Raw genomic sequence first — 19,910 nt, forward strand, 5'->3', positions numbered from 1 at the left:
AAGGAACCTCGCCATCCGAAGATGGACGGGGTATCAACTAATCTGGCGTTGATTTTTGGCACGCTGTTGAGTTCTCAAGGAACGGACGCTTCCTTTGTACTCACCCTCTCGGGCTTTCCTCCGGGCTTTTCCCTTCGGTCTTTCGTGTTTCCAGCTTAGCAGATCCGATTTCCGTTTCTGCCACCCGCTGGAGCGGGCTTGCCGTTTCGGGAATTCGCTTCTCGCGCTTTCCCTTGCGGCGGGGTCAAACACTACCAGGCTTCTTCGCTCCCCCTGACCACCCCTCTGCGGACATGCAGAGGTGTAGACCACTGGGGTTAGGATCTGGCTTGATAGGTGCTGCCGACCCACGACTCAAAGTCGCGTTGGGGTCAGGCAGGAGTACGACAGTACATCCCACCGTCAGTAGAGGCAAATCGTTTCCGGCTAGTCCCTAGGTCCGCCAACTGGTACGTCCCATGCGGAACTAGGACTTCGTATGACATACGCTGCTGAACAGTACGCCGTCCAGGACAGGTAGTGACGGCGCCACACAATCTCCGCCCCTGGGAGGCTTCCCATGACAACCGTGACGTCGCCACTTGCTGGACGCGCCATCGGTCTCGCCGCAGTACCCGACCCGGTCTTCTCCGGCGCGATGGTCGGACCCGGCACCGCCATCGACCCCGTACGTGAGCCGTCGGAGGCCGTGTCTCCGGTCGACGGCGTCATCGTGTCTCTGCACCCGCATGCGTTCGTCGTCGTCGACGGCGAGGGCCACGGTGTTCTGACCCACCTCGGGATCGACACCGTTCAGCTCAATGGGCAGGGCTTCGAGCTGCTCGTGAACAAGGGGGACACCGTGACGCGGGGACAGGCCGTCGTCCGTTGGAACCCGGCCGAGGTCGAGGCCGCGGGCAAGTCCCCCATCTGCCCCGTGGTGGCCCTGGAGGCCACCGCCGACTCTCTCTCCGATGTCGTCGACAGCGGCGACGTGAAGGCCGACGACCAGCTCTTCAGCTGGAACTGAGGCCGGCGTCGTCCTCGTGACGACCACGAGTTCGACATTCATCGCGGCGGCCCGATGCCGCCGCTCTATCGGAGACGGGTGAGATGGAGACAACGCTGCGAGGCGTCGGCGTCAGCCACGGAGTGGCGATCGGCGAGGTCCGGCACATGGGTACGGCGGTTCTGGAGCCGCCGGCCAAGCAGATTCCCGCCGAGGAGGCGGAGCGCGAACAGGGGCGCGCCCGCCAGGCCGTGGAAGCTGTGGCTGCCGACCTCATTGCGCGCGGCAATCTGGCCGGGGGCGAGGCACAGCATGTGCTGGAAGCCCAGGCGATGATCGCCCAGGACCCGGAGCTCATCGCCGACGTCGACCGCCGGATCGCGGTCGGCAGCACGGCGGAGCGCGGTATCTACGACGCCTTCTCCCACTACCGCGAGCTGCTCGCGGGCGCGGGTGAGTACATGGCCGGACGGGTCGCGGACCTCGACGACGTGCGGAACCGTATCGTCGCGCGCCTTCTGGGCGTGCCGATGCCGGGCGTGCCCGACAGTGACGAGCCGTACGTGCTGATCGCGCGGGACCTGGCTCCCGCGGACACGGCGCTGCTCGACCCGGCGCTCGTCCTCGGGTTCGTGACCGAGGAGGGCGGGCCGACCAGCCACAGCGCGATTCTCGCGCGGGCCCTGGGTGTGCCCGCGGTGGTGGCTCTGCCGGGTGCCGGTGAGATCGGCGAGGGCACGGTCATCGCGGTGGACGGTTCCACCGGCGAGATCTTCGTGGACCCGACCGAGGAGCGTCAGGAGCGGATGACGGCGGCCGCCGCCGAGCGCAAGGCCGCGCTCGCCGCGTCCAGTGGTCCGGGCGCCACCTCCGACGGGCACAAGGTGCCCCTGCTGGCCAATGTCGGTGGCCCGGCTGATGTGCCGGCCGCGGTGGAGGCGGGGGCCGAGGGCGTCGGTCTGTTCCGTACGGAGTTCCTCTTCCTGGACGACAGCAGGAAGGCTCCGTCGGAGGAGAAGCAGATCGAGGCGTACCGCAAAGTGCTCGAGGCGTTCCCCGAGGGTCGTGTGGTCGTGCGGGTGCTGGATGCCGGTGCGGACAAGCCGCTCGACTTCCTGACGCCGGCGGACGAACCGAACCCGGCGCTGGGTGTGCGGGGTCTGCGTTCGCTGCTCGACCACCCGGAGGTGCTGCGGACGCAGCTGACGGCGCTGGCGAAGGCCGTCGAGGGTCTGCCGGTGTACCTCGAGGTCATGGCGCCGATGGTGGCCGACCGTACGGACGCGAAGGCTTTCGCCGACGCGTGCCGTGAGGCGGGGCTGCGGGCGAAGTTCGGCGCGATGGTGGAGATTCCCTCCGCCGCTCTGCGGGCGCGTTCGATCCTGCAGGAGGTGGAGTTCCTGTCGCTGGGCACCAACGACCTGGCGCAGTACACCTTCGCCGCCGACCGTCAGGTCGGAGCCGTGTCGCGGCTGCAGGATCCGTGGCAGCCGGCGCTGCTCGACCTCGTGGCGCTGTCCGCCGAGGCGGCCAAGGCCGAGGGCAAGAGCTGTGGTGTCTGTGGTGAGGCCGCTTCGGATCCGCTGCTGGCCTGTGTGCTGACGGGTCTGGGTGTCACCTCTCTGTCGATGGGTGCCGCGTCGATTCCGTATGTGCGGGCGACGCTCGCGAAGTACACGCTGGCGCAGTGTGAGCGTGCCGCGGCTGCGGCTCGCGCGGCGGACACGGCCGAGGAGGCCCGGGTGGCCGCGCAGGCGGTGCTGTCCGGGGAGTGATCCCGGTACGTCGTGGTTGTTGAAGGGGCTTCCCGTCACATGTGTGGCGGGGAGCCCCTTCGGCGTCAGTGGTGGGTGGGCCAGTCGTCGTCCTCGGGGGTGACGGGGAAGCCGGCGCGGTAGTCGACGTGGGGTTCGGGTGGGAGTGGGTCTCCGGTGTGGGCGTCGGTGCAGTAGGCGCTGAACACCTCGGCTTCGGTGAGGGGGTGCAGGGTGCCCCGGGTGAGGCGCCAGCCGTGGAGGCGGTCGCGTGCTCCTGGCCTTGTGGTGCGCAGGACCACTCCCCCGGGGCTGTCGTGTGCGATGCCGGCGGCGAGGACGGTGGCGAATTCGGCTCCGGCGCCGCTGTCGAGGTGGGCGGGGCCGTCGTGGTCACGGGTGGCGTGGAGCACCGCGAGGAGTTGTTCGTCCGCGGCGGGGACGCTGCAGACGAGGTTGTGGGTGCCGGGTCCGGCGGCTTCGAGGAGTCGCATGAGCAGGTGGGAGGCCCGGTCGAAGGCGGCGCGGCCGATGTCCTGCCCGCAGTCGGCGCAGTCGCCGGTGTCGGTGAGGAGCATGGCGGCGTACTCCCAGGTGGCGCGGCGGACGGCTGCGTCGATGAGGGTGGGGACGAGGGTCGTCATGGGCTGGCCGGTGTAGGGGATGCGGGCTCCGGTGGCGGCCAGTTCGGCGGTGAAGCGGCTGCGGCTGGCGGGGCGGTCGGGGTCGAGGCCGGTGTCGTCGCAGTACTGGGCGTACTCCTCGGGGTCGAAGAGGGCGACGGTGGTGTGCCCGCCCTGGCCGGCGAGGGCCTTGAGCAGGCCCTCGATCTGGCGGAGGTAGGCCGGGTGGTCGTCGAAGGCGAAGGTGTCGTACCGGCGCATGGCGGTGAAGTCGTCCTCGTCGGCGAGGAGGCCGACGGTACTGGGGACTTCGCGGCGCAGGGCGCGGCGCAGGGATGTGGTGGTGCCGGGTCGTGTCATGTCTCCCCCTGAGCGCTGTCGATCATTGCTCACTCACCGTAACCGGCGCCACTGACAGTGACGGCTTGCTGATCCGGTCGCGGATCAGGCGGTGCTGCGCCGCGCCCGCGGCGACGAGGCCGAGCCCGAGGAGGGGCCAGGCGAGCGCGCCGGCGGTCATGACACCGGTGACGAGGAGCGGGCCGGCGAATCGCTGGGTGGATTGGGCGAGCCCGTGGGCGCCGAGGTAGGCGCCCTGTGCTTCGGCGGGGGCCAGGGCGACGGAGAGTTCCCAGGAGGAGGTCGCGTGGACGATCTCGGCGAAGGTGAGGGCGATGACGGCGACGACGAGGGCCGTGATGGCGAGGGCGCGCCCGCCGGCCGCGGAGGCGGCGAGGGCGAGGGTGCCGACGACGAAGAGGGCGGTGAGCGGGACGAGGAGCCGTCGGGCGGCGTCGGCGGTGGCGCCGAACCGGGCGAGCGGGACTTGGAAGATGACGACCAGAACGGTGTTGAGGACCAGCAGCAGGGGGGCGAGGCCGACGGGTGCGGCGGTGGCGTGGACGATCCAGAGGGGGATGGCGACCTGGAGGATCGTGTCGTCGAGGAAGAGGGCGGCGTCGGTGGCCGTGTAGGCGAGGAAGGTGCGGTCGCGCCACGGGGTGCTGGGTGTGGCGGCCGTTCGGTCGCCTGCCGTCTCGGAGGTGGCGGCGATGCGGGACGGGGCGGGGGGTTCGGCGCAGCGCAGGGTGAGGACGGCGATGACGAGGTAGGTGAGGACGTTGCCGACGAGGAGCAGGGCGTAGGCGTGGGTGCTGCCGGTGGCGAGTGCGGCGGCGGCGCCGAGGCCGCCGATGGACCAGCCGATGTTGACGGTGGTGCGCTGGATGGCCTGGTAGCGGACGCGGTCGGGTCCGGCGAGGCGGGCCGCGTACAGCTTGATGAGGACGCTGCCGGCGCGGTCGGGGATGGCGCCGAGGGCGGAGTAGAGCGTGAGCAGAAGGAAGTTGTCGGTGCTCAGGAGGGCGAGGAGGGCGGCGGCGCGCATGAGTTGGGCGCCGACGATGATCCGGACGAGGGGGAAGCGGTCGGCGAGGCGTCCGGCGAGCGGGGCGCCGGCGATGCCGACGCCGCCGGAGATCGTCATGAGGAGGCCGACCTGGCCGAGGCCGAGGCCTGAGACGTAGGTGAGGTAGAGGACGGTGCAGCCGGCCCACAGGCCGGTGCCGGTCTTGTCGATGATGCTGACGAGGAGCATCCGGCGGCCGTCGCGGCCGCCGGGGATGCGGTTGAGGACGGTGCTGTGCCACGGAGTTCGGTGGTTCACTCGGTTTCCCCCTTGACCTGAGCTTTGTATTGATACATAGTTCAGTACGTGGCAACACAATATTCGATTGTCGGGACGACGGCCAAGGGGATTGCCGCGTCCGTTGAACAGGCCGTGGCCGAGGGCGGGCTCGGGCCGGGGGACGCGCTGCCTCCGGTGCGCCGGCTCGCGGACGAGCTCGGTGTCAGTCCGGGCACGGTCGCCACCGCCTACAAGGAACTGCGGCAGCGGGGCGTCGTGATGACGCGCGGGCGGGGCGGGACCGTGGTCGCGGAGGTGCCGTCGGTGGCCTCGCGGCGGCCGCCGCGGGTTCCCGCCGGTCTGGTGGAACTGGCGGGCGGCCATCCCGACCCCGCGTTCATGCCGGAACTGCGGCCGCCCGCCGTGGTGCCACCGGTGTACGGATCCCACCGTGCGGCACCACGGTTGTCGGCCCTGGAGGAGCTCACCCGAGCCTGGTTCGAGCGGGACGGGGTGCCGACGGACCATGTGACATTCGCGCACGGCGCGCTGGACTGCATCGCCCGCCTGCTCTCCACGGAGCTGCGGCCGGGGGACGCGGTGGCGGTCGAAGATCCCGGGTTCCACCATCTGCTGGACCTGGTACCGGCCTTGGGGCTGCGGATGGTGCCGGTCGCCGTGGACGGCGAGGGCCTGGTGCCCGACGCCCTGCGGACCGCGCTGCGCGCCGGGGCCCGGGCCGTGGTGTGCAGCCCACGGGGGCAGTGCCCGACGGGTGCGTACTTCACCGAGGCGCGGCGGGACGAACTGATCGCGGTGCTCAGGGAGTTCCCGGCGGTCCTCGTCGTCGAGGACGACCACAACGCCGACATCGCGGGGGCGCCGGCCTTCACGCTGGCCGCGGCCGGTCTGGAGCGGTGGGCGCAGGTGCGGACCGCGTCCAAGCACCTGGGTATCGACCTCAGGTGGGCCGGGCTCGCCTGTGACGCGGCGACGCTGGCGCGCCACGACGGGCGGATGCTGATGACGTCCGGCTGGGTCAGTCACGTCCTGCAGGAGACCGTGGCCGGGCTGCTCACGGACCGGGCGGTGGCGCGGCTGGTGGCGGCCGGCGAGGCGGCGTACGCGTCGCGGCGTACGGCGCTGATCGACGCGCTGGCGGACCACCGGATCGCGGCGATGGGGTCGAGCGGGCTGAACGTGTGGGTGCCGGTGCGGGACGAGTCGGCCGTGGTCAACGGGTTGCGGACGCGGGGGTGGTGGGTCGCGGCCGGGGCGCGGTTCCGTATCGCGACGCCGACGGCGGTGCGGATCACGACGGCGGCGCTGGGGGTGGCCGAGGCGGGGCGGTTGGCCTCGGACTTCGCCGAGGTGCTCGGCGAGGCGCAAGCGACGTACGGGGGGTAGGGGCGCTCTCCCGCAGGGGGTGGGACTCCCTGAAACCACCCGGGAACTTCCCACCCCCTACGGCATGACTCACTTCGCCCGGTCGCGCGCCAGCTTCTCGTAGAAGCCGAGCAGGTCGAGGTTGTCGACCGAGCCCGGGTTGACCGCCTTGGACATCGGGGTGCCCTGGAGGAGGCGCTTGACGGGAACCTCGATGCGCTTGCCCGTGAGGGTGTGCGGGACGCCGGGGACCTCGATGATGTCGTCGGGGACGTGGCGCGGGGAGAGTTCGGTGCGGATCGTCTGCTTGATGCGCTTGATCAGCGCCTCGTCCAGGGTCGCGCCCTCCGTGAGGTGGACGAAGAGCGGCATCCAGTAGCCGCCGTCCGGCTCTTCGAGGCCGATGACGAGGGACTCGCGGATCTCCGGGAGCCGTTCGACGGCCTCGTAGATGTCCGCGCTGCCCATGCGTACGCCCTGGCGGTTCAGGGTGGAGTCGGAGCGTCCGTGGATGACGACCGAGCCGTGGTCCGTGATGGTGATCCAGTCGCCGTGACGCCAGACGCCGGGGAACATCTCGAAGTAGCTGTCGCGGTAGCGGCTGCCGTCCGGGTCGTTCCAGAAGTGGATGGGCATGGACGGCATCGGGTTGGTGACGATCAGTTCGCCGACCTCGCCGATCAGCGGCTTGCCGGAGGGGTCCCAGGCCTGCAGGTCCGTGCCGAGGCCGGCGGCCTGCAGCTCGCCGATGTGGACGGGGAGGGTCGGTACCGCTCCCGCGAAGCATGAGCAGACGTCCGTCCCGCCGCTGACCGAGGCGATCCACAGGTCTTCCCCGACCTCGTCGTGCAGCCAGCGGAAGCCGTCGGGCGGGAGCGGGGAGCCGGTGGTCGCGACGCACTTGATCGCCGAGAGGTCGAAGTCCCGCGCCGGGTGGACGTCCGCCTTGGCGCAGGCCATGACGTACGCGGCGGAGGTGCCGTACAGCGTCGCACCGGTCCGTTCGGCGACGCGCCACTGGGCGCCGGTGTCGGGGTAGCCCGGGCTGCCGTCGTAGATGACGACGGTGGTGCCGGTGAGCAGGCCGGAGACGAGGAAGTTCCACATCATCCAGCCGGTGGAGGTGTACCAGAAGAACACGTCCTCGGGGCCCAGGTCGCAGTGCAGGCCGAGCTGCTTGAAGTGCTCGACAAGGATGCCGCCCTGGGACTGCACGATCGCCTTGGGCAGGCCCGTCGTGCCGGAGGAGTACAGCACCCACAACGGGTGGGAGAACGGCACCTGCTCGAAAACCGGCTCCACGTCGGCGGAGGTCAGGTCCGACCAGGCGAGCGCACCCTCGGGGGGCTCGGTGCCGAGAAGCGGGATGTGGATCACGGCGCGGAGGGTGGGCAGTTCCGCGCGCAGCTCCGCGACCGTCTCGCGGCGATCGTGCTCCTTGCCGCCGTAGCGGTAGCCGTCGACGGTGAACAGGACGACCGGCTCCACCTGCTGGAAGCGGTCCAGGACGCTGCGTGCGCCGAAGTCGGGCGCGCAGGAGGTCCACACCGCGCCGACGGCGGCCGTGGCGAGGAGGGCGGTGACGGCCTCCGGGATGTTCGGGAGGTACCCGCTGACGCGGTCGCCGGGACGGACGCCCAGGGCGCGGAGTTCGGCGGCGAGCGAGCCGACCTGGCGGCGCAGCTCGGCCCAGGAGATCGGGCGCGGCTCATGTGTCTCGTCCACATGGAGCAGGGCCGGGTCGTGGGGTCGCTCGGCGGCGGCGCGCAGGGCGTGCTCGGCGTAGTTGAGGGTGGCTCCGGGGAACCACTCGGCGCCGGGCATCGAGCGGTCGCCGAGGACGCGCTCGTACGGGGTGGAGAAGCGGATATCGAACCACTCGGCGACGGCCTGCCAGAACGACTCCAGCTCGTCGACCGACCAGCGGTGCAGGGCCGGGTATCCACCCTCGGCCGGGGCTCCGTGGCGCTCGGCGGCCCAGGACTGGAAGCGGGTGACCGCTGCTGCGGCGATGCGTTCCTCGTCCGGCTGCCAGAGCGGCTCGGTGTGCGCTGATGTCATGCGGCGGCTCTCCCTGGGCGTACGCGGGTCTGCGTGTGTCGCGCGCACGGGCTGGGGTGTGCGCGTGACGCGGCTGACAGGGACGATGCCATGTGATCGTCTTTCGCACCAGGGTTCCCCGCCCATGGTCGGACGTCTGAATATGTGCTCCCACCACGGGTGAACGGCAGTTGAACGAACCGCGCCCGGGCCCCGCCGAATGGCAGGGTGAGCTGCATGGACGGTAGTGAGCTGGTGCGTTCGGTGAGGGTGTTCGGATCGGTGCAGGGGTTGCGGGCGGTGCGTTCGGCGTGGCGGCAGCGTCGTACGGATGCGTGGGGGTTGCCGCCGAGAGGGACGGAACGGGCCCGGGTGCCGGGTCCGGTGGGCGAGGCGGAGCCGCTGCCGGGGGGAGGTATCGTCCGGTTCGCCCGTTCCGAGCTGCGGATCAGTGTGTCGGCCGGGGGCACGGTCTTCTGGGGCTGGGACGGGGCGGAGCCTCTCCCGTCGTACGCGTTGGCCGGTGAGCCGCCCGAGCCGGACCCGCGGGCCGAGCTGGAACCGGACACCGACGGCGGCTGGAGGGTGGTGTCGGAGCGGGTGACGGTCGCGGTGTCCCGGCACGGGGCGGTGGAGATCCGCACACCCGGTGGTGTGATGCTGCGCCGGGATCTTCCGCCGCGCTGGTGGGAGCCGGTCTCGGGTGGGCCCGCGCGCTGGGTGCAGCGCAGCGAGGTGCCCGCGGACGCCCGGTTCTTCGGGCTCGGCGGGCGGGCGTCGGGGCCACGGCTGCGCGACGGCTCGTACCGGCTGTGGAACACCGACCCCAAGGGGAGGTTCTCCCCCGGCGACGATCCGCTGTACATCACGATGCCGGTGCAGGTCGTCGTCTCGGACGCGGGCACGCATCTGGCGTTCCACGACAACTCCTGGGACGGCCGCGTCACCCTCACCGAAGGTGAGGAGGGCGCGGGCTCCGGCCACGACCGGCCCGGGACGAGCGAGGTCCGGATGGGCGGCGGGCCGCTGCGCTGCTGGGTCGTGGTCGGCACCCCCGCGCGCGTGCTGCATGGCTGGGCGGCCCTGACGGGCGCCCCGGCGCTGCCGCCGTCCTGGGCGCTGGGTCCCCAGCACGCCCGCTGGGGGTTCGGCAGCGAGAAGGAGGTGCGGCGGGTGGTGGACGGCTACCGCGAGCGGGGGCTTCCGCTGTCGGTGCTGCATCTGGACATCGACCACTACGACGCGCACCAGGTGTTCACGGTGGACCGCGAGCGGTTCCCCGATCTGCCGGGGCTCGCGGGCGAGCTGCGGGACCAGGGGGTGCGGCTGGTGTCGATCGTGGACCCGGCGGTGAAGGCGGAGCCGGGGAACGCGGTCTACGACAGTGGCTCGGCGGCCGACGCGTTCGTCCGCGACGGGCGGGGGAACGAGGTGCACGGGGTGGTCTGGCCGGGTGAGTGCGCCTATCCGGACTTCACCGATCCGGCGGTACGGGAGTGGTGGGGCGGCCTGTACGAGGAGCGGCTCGCGCAGGGCTTCTCCGGGATCTGGCACGACATGAACGAGCCGGTCTCCTTCTCCCCCTTCGGGGACCAGACGCTGCCGCGCTCGTCCCGGCACGCCCTCGACGGGCGGGGTGGCGACCATCGCGAGGCGCACAACGTGTACGGGCTGACGATGGCGAGGGCCGGGTACGACGGGCTGCGCCGGCTGCGCCCCGACGAGCGGCCGTTCCTCTTCTCGCGTTCTGGCTGGGCCGGGATGCAGCGGTACGGCGGAACCTGGTCCGGTGACGTGTCGACCGGCTGGCCGGGGCTGCGGGCCTCCCTGTCGCTGGTGCTGGGGCTCGGACTGTGCGGGGTGCCGTACTCGGGGCCGGACGTCGGCGGCTTCGACGGGAGTCCGTCGCCCGAGCTGTTCCTGCGCTGGTTCCAGCTGGGGGCGTGGCTGCCGCTGTTCCGTACGCACGCGGCGATCGACGCGGGGCGGCGCGAGCCGTGGGAGTTCGGTGCCGAGGTCCTGGAGCACGCGCGCGTGGCGCTCGTCGAGCGGGAGCGGATGCGCCCGTACTTCGTCACCCTCGCCCAGCTCGCCCGGCTGACCGGCGCGCCGTACGTCAGGCCGGTGTGGTGGGGCGCTCCGGAGGACCGTGCGCTGCGGGACTGCGAGGACGCGTTCCTGGTGGGCGACGCGCTGCTGGTGGCGCCGGTCCTCGCCCGGGGCGCGGACCGGCGCGCGGTGCGGCTGCCGCGCGGGCGCTGGTACGACACGGCGACGGGGCGCGCGTACGAGGGGCCGGGGCAGGTCCTCCTCGACGCGCCCCTGTCCCGTATCCCGGTGCTCGCGCGTGCGGGGGCGGTGATTCCCGTGCGGGGTGCGGACGGGGGTCTCGAGCTGGAGGTGTGGGCGCCGGCGGCCGGACGTACGGGCGGTGGGCTCGTCGTACGGGACACCGGGGACGGCTGGGAGAAGGCCGAGATCGAGCGGTACGCGTCGCGGCTCGTGGACGGCCGGGTGGTGGTGGAGCGGGTGACGGACGGGGGTTCGGAGGAGGTGGCGCTGCCGGTGCGGGTGCGGGGCCTGGAGGGGTGACTTCCTCGGGAGCCCCGGGGTTCCTCGGGGGTTCCTCGGGGGCTCCTCGGGGGTTCCTCGGGAGTGGCGGACGGGGATCCGCTGCGTGCCTCGGGAGTCCTCGGGAGTCCTCGGGAGTCCTCGGGATCCCGGGGACTCCCGCGCTGATCGAGCTCAGGCTCCGTGGGTGTACCTCCCCGCGAACCAGCGTCGTACCGCCTCCGTGTGGAGAGGGAAGGCGAGTTCCGCCGGGGCGTGGAGCAGGTGCCATCCGGTGGTCTCGTCGGTGGGGGCGGAGAGCGGCAGTTCGGCGGCCGGGCGGGGCGGGAGCAGGCCGAAGAGGAGGAGGTGTCCGGCCGGGGAGCTGAGGGCGTCGGCGAGCCGTACGTCCCCCGTCGGCGCCTCGATCCCCGTCTCCTCGCGCAGCTCGCGGACGACGGCGCCGCGCCAGTCCTCGGCGTGGTCGATGAAGCCGCCGGGGAGCGCGACTTCGCCCCTGGCGGGTTCGATGGTGCGTGTGATGACGACAAGTCCCGTTCCCCGCACGTCCGTTGCGGGAAGGAGGGCGATGGCGACGGGCAACGGGTTGCGGTAGGCGACCGAGCCGCAGGAGGCACAGGTGCGGGGCCAGTCGGCGGTATCGGCGTAACGGGCGCCGCAGCTGGAGCAGTAGGAGTCCTTCACGACAGGACCGTATGCGATCACTCTTTCCCGTGCCCCGCGGAACTGATAGACGGTGCACATGAGAGGACTTGCTTCCGTATTCCGTACCGCCGGTGTGCTGGCGTCCGCCGGTCTGCTCGCCGCCACCGCCGCCGTACCGTCCGCGCAGGCCAGGCCGGAGCCGAAGGCTCCGAAGGAGTTCGTGGCGCTGAGTTCGGTGGACCGGACGATCATTCAGGAGATGCGCTACACCACGGTGCACAACTTCGTGGGCGAGAAGGTCGACGGCTACCGCCAGCCCCTGTGCATCCTGACCCGTCCGGCCGCCGAGGCGCTGCACCGCGCCCAGGTGAAGCTGCTCGCACGGGGCTACTCGCTGAAGGTCTACGACTGCTACCGACCGCAGCGGGCGGTCGACCACTTCGTGCGCTGGGCGAAGGATCTCCAGGACGAGGGGATGAAGAAGGAGTTCTATCCCTTGGTCGACAAGTCGAGGCTGTTCGCGGACGGTTACATCGCGGAGAAGTCCGGGCACAGTCGCGGCTCGACGGTCGATCTGACGATCGTGAAGCTGCCGGCGGCGCCCACCCGCCCCTATGAGCCGGGCGAGAAGCTGGTCGAGTGCTACGCCCCGCAGGACCGGCGCTTCCCGGACAACTCCGTCGACATGGGGACGGGCTTCGACTGCTTCGACACGCTGTCGCACACCGATGATCCACGGATACAGGGTGCGCAGCGGGCCAATCGGCAGCTCCTGAAGGGGACGCTGGCGGAGCAGGGATTCGTGAACCTGCCCGAGGAGTGGTGGCACTTCACGTTCAAGCCGGAGCCGTTCCCCAGCACGTTCTTCGACTTCCCCGTGGCACGGAGGTCGGTGGCCGGTCACTGATCTCCGGCGGACGACGGGCGGTCGGGACCACCCCCGTGGGTCCCGGCCGCCCGTTCCGTACGTAGGGACGCAAGAAGGGCCCTTACGGTTCTCAGCGCGCGGCATCCATGGCAGAATTCTGACGCTTCGTCAGATTCAGTGGATCCCGGACTCAGGGAGGGCCGTCGTGGCACGGACGCGCAGACCGGTGGTGGCCGGATGGTTCACGGACGGCGGCGGGGAGGGCGGTGACTTCCGGCTGCTCGGCACCCGTTGTACGGCCTGCTCCTCGGTCTTCTTCCCCCGCGAGGACTCCTGGTGCCGCAATCCCGGCTGTCCGGGCGGCGGCGAGCTCGTCGAGACCCCGCTCTCCCGACACGGCCGCGTCTGGTCGTACACCGACGGCCGCTACCGCCCGCCCGCGCCCTACGTCTCCGATCCGGACACGCCCTGGGACCCGTACACCCTGGTCGCGGTGGAGCTGGAGGCCGAGGCGATGGTGGTGCTCGGGCAGGCGGCGCCCGGAGTGCGAACCGCGGACCTCGCCGTCGGCATGGAGGTCGAGGTGGTGCCGGGTGTCCTCAACGAGGACGACGCGCACACCTGGACCACCTGGCACTGGAAGCCGGTCCACGCGCGCGTGGCGGAGGAGCGGTCATGAGCGACATCGCCGTCCTGGGGGCCGGGATGCACCCCTGGGGCAAGTGGGGTCGCAGCTTCGTCGAGTACGGGACCGCGGCGGCCCGCGCCGCGCTCGCGGACGCCGGGCTGGGCTGGCAGGACGTCGGTTCGGTGGTCGGCGCCGACACCATGCGGTGCGGGTATCCCGGGTACGTGGCGGGGGCGACCTTCGCCCAGGCGCTGGGCTGGCAGGGGGCGCGCGTCACCAGCGTGTACGCGGCCTGCGCCTCCGGGGCACAGGCCGTCGGCACCGCGCGGGCCCAGATCCTCGCCGGACTTGCGGACGTGGTGCTGGTCGTCGGCGCGGACTCGGCGCCCAAGGGCTTCTTCGCCCCGGCGGGCGGGGAGCGGCCCGACGATCCCGACTGGCTGCGTTTCCGGGTCCTCGGGGCGACCAACCCCGCGTACTTCGGGCTCTACGCGCGGCGCCGCATGGCGCTGTACGGGGACACGGTGGACGACTTCGCACAGGTCAAGGTGAAGAACGCGGCGGCGGGCGCGCTCAACCCACGTGCCCGCTACCGCAAGGCGGTGAGTGCAGAGGAGGTGGCCGCCTCGGCCGTCGTCGCCGATCCGCTCCGGCTGCTCGACATCTGCGCGACCTCGGACGGGGGCGCGGCCCTGGTGCTCTCCAGCATGGAGTTCGCCCGCCGGAACGGGCACGCGGACCCCGTCCGCATCCGGGCGGTCTCCACCGTCACACCGACGTACCCCAAGGCGGTCCTCGACCTGCCGGACATCGCGACCGACTCGGCCGTGGCCGTCTCCCCCTCGCCGGACAGCTTCCGGGCGTCGATCGCTCGGGCCGCGTACGAGGAGGCGGGGATCGGGCCCGAGGACCTGTCGCTGGCGGAGGTGTACGACCTGTCCACCGCGCTGGAGTTGGAGTGGTACGAGGACATCGGTCTGTGCGCGCCCGGTGAGGGAGCGAAGCTGGTACGGGAGGGGGTCACGGCGCTCGGTGGCCGCGTCCCGGTCAACACCAGCGGGGGCCTGGGGTCCTTCGGCGAGGCCGTGCCCGCCCAGGCCATCGCGCAGGTCTGTGAGCTCACCTGGCAGCTGCGAGGCACGGCCGGCAGCCGTCAGGTGGAGGGCGCGCGGGCCGGGATCACCGCGAACCAGGGGCTGTTCGGGCACGGGTCGGCGGTGGTGGCGGTGCGCTGACGCCCACGCGCGCCGAGGCCGAGCTGCGCTGGAGTCAAGCTGTACCGAAGCCGAGCAGCGCCGAACCCGGCAGGCGCGAAAGCGAGGCGCGCTGAGACTGAGCACGCCGAAGCCGAGCAGCGCCGAAGCCGAGCAGCTCCGAAGCCAGGCAGGTCCGAAGCCGACGTACGCTGGCGGAAGGGCGCGCGCCGACGCCACGGTGTGTCGAGGCCACCGCCGGCCCGTGTCAGGTGGCGACGGGCGTGGCGCCCTGGTCCGCCAGGACCAGGGCGTGCTCGACGACGGCCACGAGGATGTTCTTCACGGACTCCCGGTCACGCGCGTCGCACATCAGCAGCTCGACCTCGGGGTCGAGGTCGAGCGCCCCGCGCACGCTCTCGGCCGGGAACCGCTGGGCGCCCTCGAAGCAGTTGACCGCCACCGTGAACGGGATGCCGCGCCGCTCGAAGTAGTCGATCGCCGCGAAGCTGTCCTCCAGGCGACGGGTGTCCGCCAGGACGACCGCCCCGAGCGCACCCTGCGCCAGCTCGTCCCAGAGGAACCAGAAGCGGTCCTGGCCGGGCGTGCCGAAGAGATAGAGGACCAGGTCCTCGCGGAGGGTGATCCGCCCGAAGTCCATCGCCACCGTGGTGGTCGACTTGCTCTCGACCCCGTGGAGATCGTCGACGGGCCGGCCGGCCTCGCTCAGGACCTCCTCGGTCCGCAACGGCCTGATCTCGCTGACGGCGCCGACCAGCGTCGTCTTGCCCACCCCGAAGCCGCCCGCGACCAGGATCTTCAGCGTCACCGGTTCGACAAGGGGCTTCTTGTGGCTAGAGCGCCCGAAGGCCATTGATCACCTCGCGGAGAATGCTCACGTCCGGCAGCTCGGCCGGCGGAACGGGGCGGGTCACATGGACGAGTTCGTCCTCGACGAGATCGCCGACGAGGACCCGGACGACCCCGACGGGGAGGTCGAGTCCGGCGGCGAGTTCGGCGATCGACTGTGGTGCGTCCGAACAGCGCTCGACGATCTCCACGTGTTCCGGGGAGAGCGTCTGGTCGCGGCCCGGATCGTCCGCGGCGGGCTCGGGCACGACCACGGCGATCAGGTCGAGGCGGTGGCGGGTCGCGGCGCTGGTCCGGCCGCGGGTCATCGCGTACGGGCGGACCACCGGCCCGGCTTCGTCGTCGAACCAGTGGTGGGCCGGGGCCTGCGCGCGCTCCTGCGGTGCCGCGTCGATCGTGCCGTCGGTCGTGCCGTCAGTCATGGTGTCCCCCACTCACCCTCCGGCGGACGGTCCGGAGCGCGGGGCCGTCCCGAGGTGGACGCCGACCCGCTTGACCATCAGTGTCATCTCGTAGGCGACCTGGCCGACGTCCGAGTCGGCGTCCGCGAGAACGGCGAGGCAGCTGCCGTCGCCGGCCGCCGTGACGAAGAGGAACGCCTCCTCCAGCTCCACGACGGTCTGGCGGACCTTGCCCGCCTCGAAGTGGCGGCCGACACCCTTGGCGAGGCTGTGGAAGCCGGAGGCGACGGCGGCGAGATGCTCGCCGTCCTCGCGGGTCAGGCCCGCGGAGGCGCCGGTGGAGAGTCCGTCGCTGGAGAGCACCAGAGCCTTGCGGATGGATCCGACCCGCTGGACAAGCTCGTCGAGGAGCCAGTTCAGCTCGCCGTTGGCGTTTCCGGAGGTGTTGGTTGCTGCGGCGTTCGGTGCGGTCATCGACCGTCCCCCTCGGGTGTCGTTCCTGGTGCTGGTGATTCGGCGTTCTGCTCTCGTCCGCGCTGCCAGCCGCGCTGCATGGACGCCATGCGGCTGCGCACTTCCTCGGCGTCGCGCTCGAAGTCCGTGCCGGCGGAGGCGGTGGTGCCGGTGGAGGTCTTGTCGTCGTCGCGTCCGCCCGTCTCGCGAAGCTGGCGCGCGAGGCTCGCCTGACGGACCCGGCGGGGCAGTCCGCCGAACGGCGCGGGGCCGTCGGACGGTCCGGCACCGTTCGGCGGTACCTGGCCGTCGGACGCCCCGGGACCGATCGGCGGCACGGGAGCCACCGGCCGCACGGGACCGGCCGGGGGTACGGGACCGGCCGGGGGCACGGGACCGGCCGGGGGCACGGGTACCAGCGTGCGCGGTGTTCCCTTCGGGCCCGTGGGCTCCTGGGCGGCAGCGGGGTGGGCGCGGCCCGGCTCGTCGATCCTGCGGCCGTGGTCGACGACGAGCGTGGGCGGACGGCGCCGGGGCAGCGGCACGGGGCCGCGCTGGGACGTCCGGTCGTACGACGGCTCCGGCGTCTGGTCCGGGATCTGCTGATGCTGCTCAACACCCGGGGCCGAGGTGAGGCCGCGACGGTGGTCACGCGGCCGGAAGAGGCCACCGCGCTCGCTCTCGGTGTCCTCCAGGTCCGCCGCGGACGGGTCGAGCAGTTCCTCGAAGCCGGAGGTTCCGAGGGGCGGTTCGAGCTCGACGGGCCCGTCGAGCGGGCCGTCCAGGAGTGAGGAGGCCGCGGAGCGCGTCGCCCCGGTGGCCCGTGGCGCGCCGCCCTGCACCTTGGTGAGGGCGGGACGCCGCCCCGGCTGCTCGCCGTTCTCGCGGTCCGCGAGCCCACGGTCGAGGCTCTTGCGGTCCAGGCGGAAGCCCGCGCCCTGTGTCTCGGGCGCGTCGGTGAGCAGCACGGCCGGGATGAAGACGACCGCGGTGGTCCCCCCGTACGGCGAAGGCTGCAGCGAGACGCGGACGTTCTGGCGCTGGGCGAGCCGGCTGACCACGAAGAGGCCGAGGCGGTCGGTGTCGGAGAGCTCGAACTCGGGGGTCTCGGCAAGCCGGAGGTTCGCGTCGAGCAGGGCGTCGGGGTTCATGCCGAGGCCGCGGTCGTGGATCTCCAGGGTGAAGCCGTTGGCAACCCGTTCGCCCAGCACCTGAACGGCGGTGTGCGGGGGCGAGAACACCGTGGCGTTCTCCAGGAGTTCCGCGATGAGGTGGGTGAGGTCGGCAACGGCAGGACCGCCCACGCCGAGGCGGGGCAGGCGGCGCACCTCGACGCGCTCGTAGTCCTCGACCTCGGCGACCGCCGCGCGGACGACGTCCATCAGTTGGACGGGCTTGCGCCACTGGCGGGAGGGGGCGGCGCCGGAGAGGATCACCAGGCCCTCGGCGTGACGGCGCATGCGGGTGGTCATGTGGTCGAGCCGGAACAGATCGGCCAGTTCCTCGGTGTCCTCGGTGCGCCGTTCCATGGTGTCGAGCAGGGTGAGCTGGCGGTGCAGCAGCACCTGGTTGCGGCGCGCGAGGTTGACGAAGACCTCGGCGACGCCGCGGCGCATGTCGGCCTGCTTCACGGCGGCCTCGACGGCGGCGCGCTGGAGAGTGTTGAGGGCCTGGCCGACCTGGCCGACCTCGTCCTGCTCGTACCGCAGCTGCGGCACCTCGGTCTCGACATCGACGTGTTCGCCGGCGGCGAGGCGGCGCATGACGCTGGGCAGGCGTACGCCCGAGACCTCCTGGGCCTCCTTGCGCAGCCGGCGCAGGTCGCGCACGAGTTCGCGGCCGATGCGTACGGACACGACGACGGAGACGAGGAGGGCGAGGAAGCCGAGGACACCGGCGATGCCTGCCTTGAGCAGCACGCTGTAGGCGGCGGGCTGGACACGTTCCTGGTATCGGTCGCCCGCGGCGGTGTTCTCCCGCGCCAGGTCCTCGAGGACCGGGTTCGCCCGCTCCTCCCAGCGCTCCGCGGTGATGGCGCGCGGGTTCTTGGCGGGACCGGCGGCGATCAGGTCCTCTTCGGCGCGGCGCAGCGGCTCGGTGTCGGGACTGCCCCAGTACCGCTCGAATTTCTCGCGCTCGACCGTGGGCAGGAGTTCGAGGTTCACCTCGTAGAACTGCTTGCGCTGGGCGATGAGATCGCTGATCGCGCGGAGCTCCTGGGCCGTGACGCGCTCGGAGATGAGTGCGGAGACTATCAGCGCGTCCTCGCGGGAGAGCGCTTCGCGGCCGCGAGTGACGCCGACGAGGGCGCGGCCCTGCTTGTCCATCTCCACGTTCTCGAGCGCGTGGAGGCTCATGAGGAAGCTGTAACAGGGGTCGACCAGGCGGTTGTAGAAGTCGAGGGCCTGCATACGGCCGATGCTGCGGTTCTCCACGGAGCGGCGCAGCGCGTCGAGGCCGTCCAGCGCCGTCAGGAGCGATTCGAGGCGCTGCGAGGCGAGGGGCCGCATCTCCTCCTGTACGCCGGAGTCCGCTGCGTTCCGCCGGATGAGGGCGATCTGACGGTCGGTGGCCTCGCGTTGCTCGCGCAGGGTGGTGAGAGAGTCGGAGGCACGTGGATCGGCCAGATAGATCAGGGACTGGCGGCGCTCCTTCTGGATGACGCGCGCGGTGTCCTCGATGGGGTAGCCGACCTTCTCGACGATGTAGCCGACGTCGAGGAGTTGGTCGGCCTCGCGGCCGGTGAGTACCGTCGCGAAGCCCCAGAGGCCGGTGAGGGACACGAGCGGCACCAGCAACAACGCCACGATCTTCCGGCGGATGGACTTCCCGCGAAAGCGCATGGCCTCCCCCAGTTCGGCCTCCACCCGTCGCGGAGGTCCTCCTTTGCGACGCGTGGCGTCAACTCACTGCGTCAACACATGGCGTCAACCATCGGATTCAACAAACGGCGGCGCGAGCCTACTACTGCATCACAGCCAACTCGAAGGCACGTCCGGACGTTTTTCAGCCTCTCGAGTGAGCGTTGATCATGAGATGTCCCGGTATTCAGGGAGTTGGCATTCGCCACTGTGGCGCAGGACACGTGGCGGGACGGTGCGAGTGGGGGTACGGCGGATGGCTGGAACTGTTCGTTCCGGTACGAACGAGGGGAAACCTTTTCCCTTCGACGAGCGTCATTGTGTACGGGGCGGGGTGTGTCCGTGTAAAGCCGCTCATGACGGGCAGCCACCCCAGAGGACGGTCGGCGGTGGGGAGTGACGAGGACGATGGTGCACGAGGCGGAATCGGCACGGCAGTTGTGGGTGGAGGACAGGAAGGGACGGCGCCGGATGCCGGACCCGGTGCGTACCGCCGCCGTGCGGGCCGTGATGCTCACGTCGGTGACGCTCATACAGGGCATGGTCGCCTTCTTCTGTGCGGTCACCGACTCCTGGCTCGCGTTTCCGATGCTGCTCAGCTCCGTGGGCAGTACGGTCGTGGCGACGTGGAGCGTGCTCGATGTGTGGGTGACGCGCCAGGTCTGGCGGCAGCGGAACGGCGTGGTGTCGGAGCCGAGCAGTACGGCACGCCGGCTGAGGCGTGAGCGGCGCAGGGAGCGGAAGGCCGGGCAGGTGCCGGAAGCCGAACAGGGGCAGGGCACAGCGGGGCTGGTGCGCGACGCGGAGACCGCGCGGAGCGAGAGGCCGGCGCGGACGGAGACACACGCGCTGTCCGAGGCCGCCTGAGGGCGGAAGCCTCGGGCGTGGGCTCGGGCGAGGGCCTCGGCACTTCGGACGTGGGCCTCGGGCAAGGGCTGAGACGGGGCTTGGGCCCCGGACTTGAGCTCCGTGCTTGGACCCGGCGTTGCGCTCCGGGCTTGG

General features: G+C 71.5%; 16 protein-coding genes. 8 read left to right on the forward strand and 8 right to left on the reverse strand.

Translation table 11 applies throughout. The features are described from left to right. Nucleotides 1-559 precede the first annotated feature (559 nt). Both ACZ561_RS18270 and ptsP read left to right on the forward strand, forming a co-directional pair. A complete protein-coding gene (locus ACZ561_RS18270) occupies nt 560-1,009 on the forward strand; it encodes a PTS sugar transporter subunit IIA (protein WP_362372008.1) in 450 nt (149 codons plus the stop codon). An 83-nt stretch (nt 1,010-1,092) separates the two neighbouring features. Then, nucleotides 1,093-2,763, forward strand: a complete 1,671-nt coding sequence (gene ptsP / locus ACZ561_RS18275) for a phosphoenolpyruvate--protein phosphotransferase (protein WP_470995933.1) — start codon at nt 1,093-1,095, stop codon at nt 2,761-2,763. A gap of 65 nt (nt 2,764-2,828) precedes the next feature. Here ptsP and ACZ561_RS18280 read toward each other — a convergent pair whose 3' ends face one another. Both ACZ561_RS18280 and ACZ561_RS18285 read right to left on the reverse strand, forming a co-directional pair. After that, entirely contained in the window at nt 2,829-3,725 is an 897-nt protein-coding gene (locus ACZ561_RS18280; RefSeq protein ID WP_470995936.1) for a hypothetical protein, read from the reverse strand. Between the two features lie 22 nt (nt 3,726-3,747). Beyond that, nucleotides 3,748-5,031, reverse strand: a complete 1,284-nt coding sequence (locus tag ACZ561_RS18285) for an MFS transporter (protein WP_470995938.1) — start codon at nt 5,029-5,031, stop codon at nt 3,748-3,750. A gap of 48 nt (nt 5,032-5,079) precedes the next feature. Between ACZ561_RS18285 and ACZ561_RS18290 the strand changes: the two genes are divergently transcribed. Continuing rightward, entirely contained in the window at nt 5,080-6,399 is a 1,320-nt protein-coding gene (locus ACZ561_RS18290; protein WP_470995941.1) for an aminotransferase class I/II-fold pyridoxal phosphate-dependent enzyme, read from the forward strand. A gap of 69 nt (nt 6,400-6,468) precedes the next feature. Here ACZ561_RS18290 and ACZ561_RS18295 read toward each other — a convergent pair whose 3' ends face one another. Further along, a complete protein-coding gene (locus ACZ561_RS18295) occupies nt 6,469-8,439 on the reverse strand; it encodes an acetoacetate--CoA ligase (protein WP_470995944.1) in 1,971 nt (656 codons plus the stop codon). Between the two features lie 216 nt (nt 8,440-8,655). Between ACZ561_RS18295 and ACZ561_RS18300 the strand changes: the two genes are divergently transcribed. Further along, entirely contained in the window at nt 8,656-11,010 is a 2,355-nt protein-coding gene (locus ACZ561_RS18300) for a glycoside hydrolase family 31 protein (protein ID WP_470995947.1), read from the forward strand. 153 nt (nt 11,011-11,163) lie between these two features. Here the strand turns inward: ACZ561_RS18300 and ACZ561_RS18305 are convergent, their stop codons facing one another. Continuing rightward, nucleotides 11,164-11,733 carry an NUDIX domain-containing protein gene (locus tag ACZ561_RS18305; protein ID WP_470995950.1) on the reverse strand — a complete coding sequence of 190 codons (570 nt, stop codon included), beginning with the start codon at nt 11,731-11,733 and terminating at the stop codon, nt 11,164-11,166. Here ACZ561_RS18305 and ACZ561_RS18310 point away from each other — a divergent pair. The 3 genes from ACZ561_RS18310 (at nt 11,732) to ACZ561_RS18320 (ending at nt 14,365) form a co-directional block, all read left to right on the forward strand. After that, nucleotides 11,732-12,541 (forward strand): M15 family metallopeptidase, encoded by an 810-nt coding sequence (locus tag ACZ561_RS18310; RefSeq protein ID WP_470995952.1) that lies wholly within the window; start codon nt 11,732-11,734, stop codon nt 12,539-12,541. The two genes, ACZ561_RS18305 and ACZ561_RS18310, sit on opposite strands and share 2 nt — an antisense overlap. Before the next feature lie 166 nt (nt 12,542-12,707). Continuing rightward, complete coding sequence (locus ACZ561_RS18315; RefSeq protein ID WP_470995955.1) at nt 12,708-13,181, forward strand: Zn-ribbon domain-containing OB-fold protein; 474 nt, start codon at nt 12,708-12,710, stop codon at nt 13,179-13,181. Continuing rightward, a complete protein-coding gene (locus ACZ561_RS18320) occupies nt 13,178-14,365 on the forward strand; it encodes a lipid-transfer protein (RefSeq protein ID WP_470995957.1) in 1,188 nt (395 codons plus the stop codon). Before ACZ561_RS18315 ends, ACZ561_RS18320 begins: the two co-directional genes overlap by 4 nt. A 226-nt stretch (nt 14,366-14,591) precedes the next feature. Here the strand turns inward: ACZ561_RS18320 and ACZ561_RS18325 are convergent, their stop codons facing one another. The 4 genes from ACZ561_RS18325 to ACZ561_RS18340 are packed head-to-tail and all read right to left on the reverse strand — an operon-like array spanning nt 14,592 to nt 18,890. Continuing rightward, a complete protein-coding gene (locus tag ACZ561_RS18325; RefSeq protein WP_470995960.1) occupies nt 14,592-15,197 on the reverse strand; it encodes a GTP-binding protein in 606 nt (201 codons plus the stop codon). Further along, nucleotides 15,178-15,615, reverse strand: coding sequence for a DUF742 domain-containing protein (locus ACZ561_RS18330; protein WP_376439292.1), 438 nt, complete (start codon nt 15,613-15,615; stop codon nt 15,178-15,180). The genes ACZ561_RS18325 and ACZ561_RS18330 overlap by 20 nt, the downstream gene beginning before the upstream one ends. A gap of 12 nt (nt 15,616-15,627) precedes the next feature. Next, nucleotides 15,628-16,068 (reverse strand): roadblock/LC7 domain-containing protein, encoded by a 441-nt coding sequence (locus ACZ561_RS18335; protein ID WP_470995963.1) that lies wholly within the window; start codon nt 16,066-16,068, stop codon nt 15,628-15,630. Then, nucleotides 16,065-18,890, reverse strand: coding sequence for a nitrate- and nitrite sensing domain-containing protein (locus ACZ561_RS18340; protein WP_470997141.1), 2,826 nt, complete (start codon nt 18,888-18,890; stop codon nt 16,065-16,067). Before ACZ561_RS18340 ends, ACZ561_RS18335 begins: the two co-directional genes overlap by 4 nt. Nucleotides 18,891-19,316: 426 nt before the next feature. Between ACZ561_RS18340 and ACZ561_RS18345 the strand changes: the two genes are divergently transcribed. Next, nucleotides 19,317-19,775 carry a hypothetical protein gene (locus ACZ561_RS18345; protein WP_470995966.1) on the forward strand — a complete coding sequence of 153 codons (459 nt, stop codon included), beginning with the start codon at nt 19,317-19,319 and terminating at the stop codon, nt 19,773-19,775. Nucleotides 19,776-19,910: the final 135 nt, after the last annotated feature.

The sequence above is a fragment of the Streptomyces sp. NPDC039609 genome, assembly GCF_055596705.1.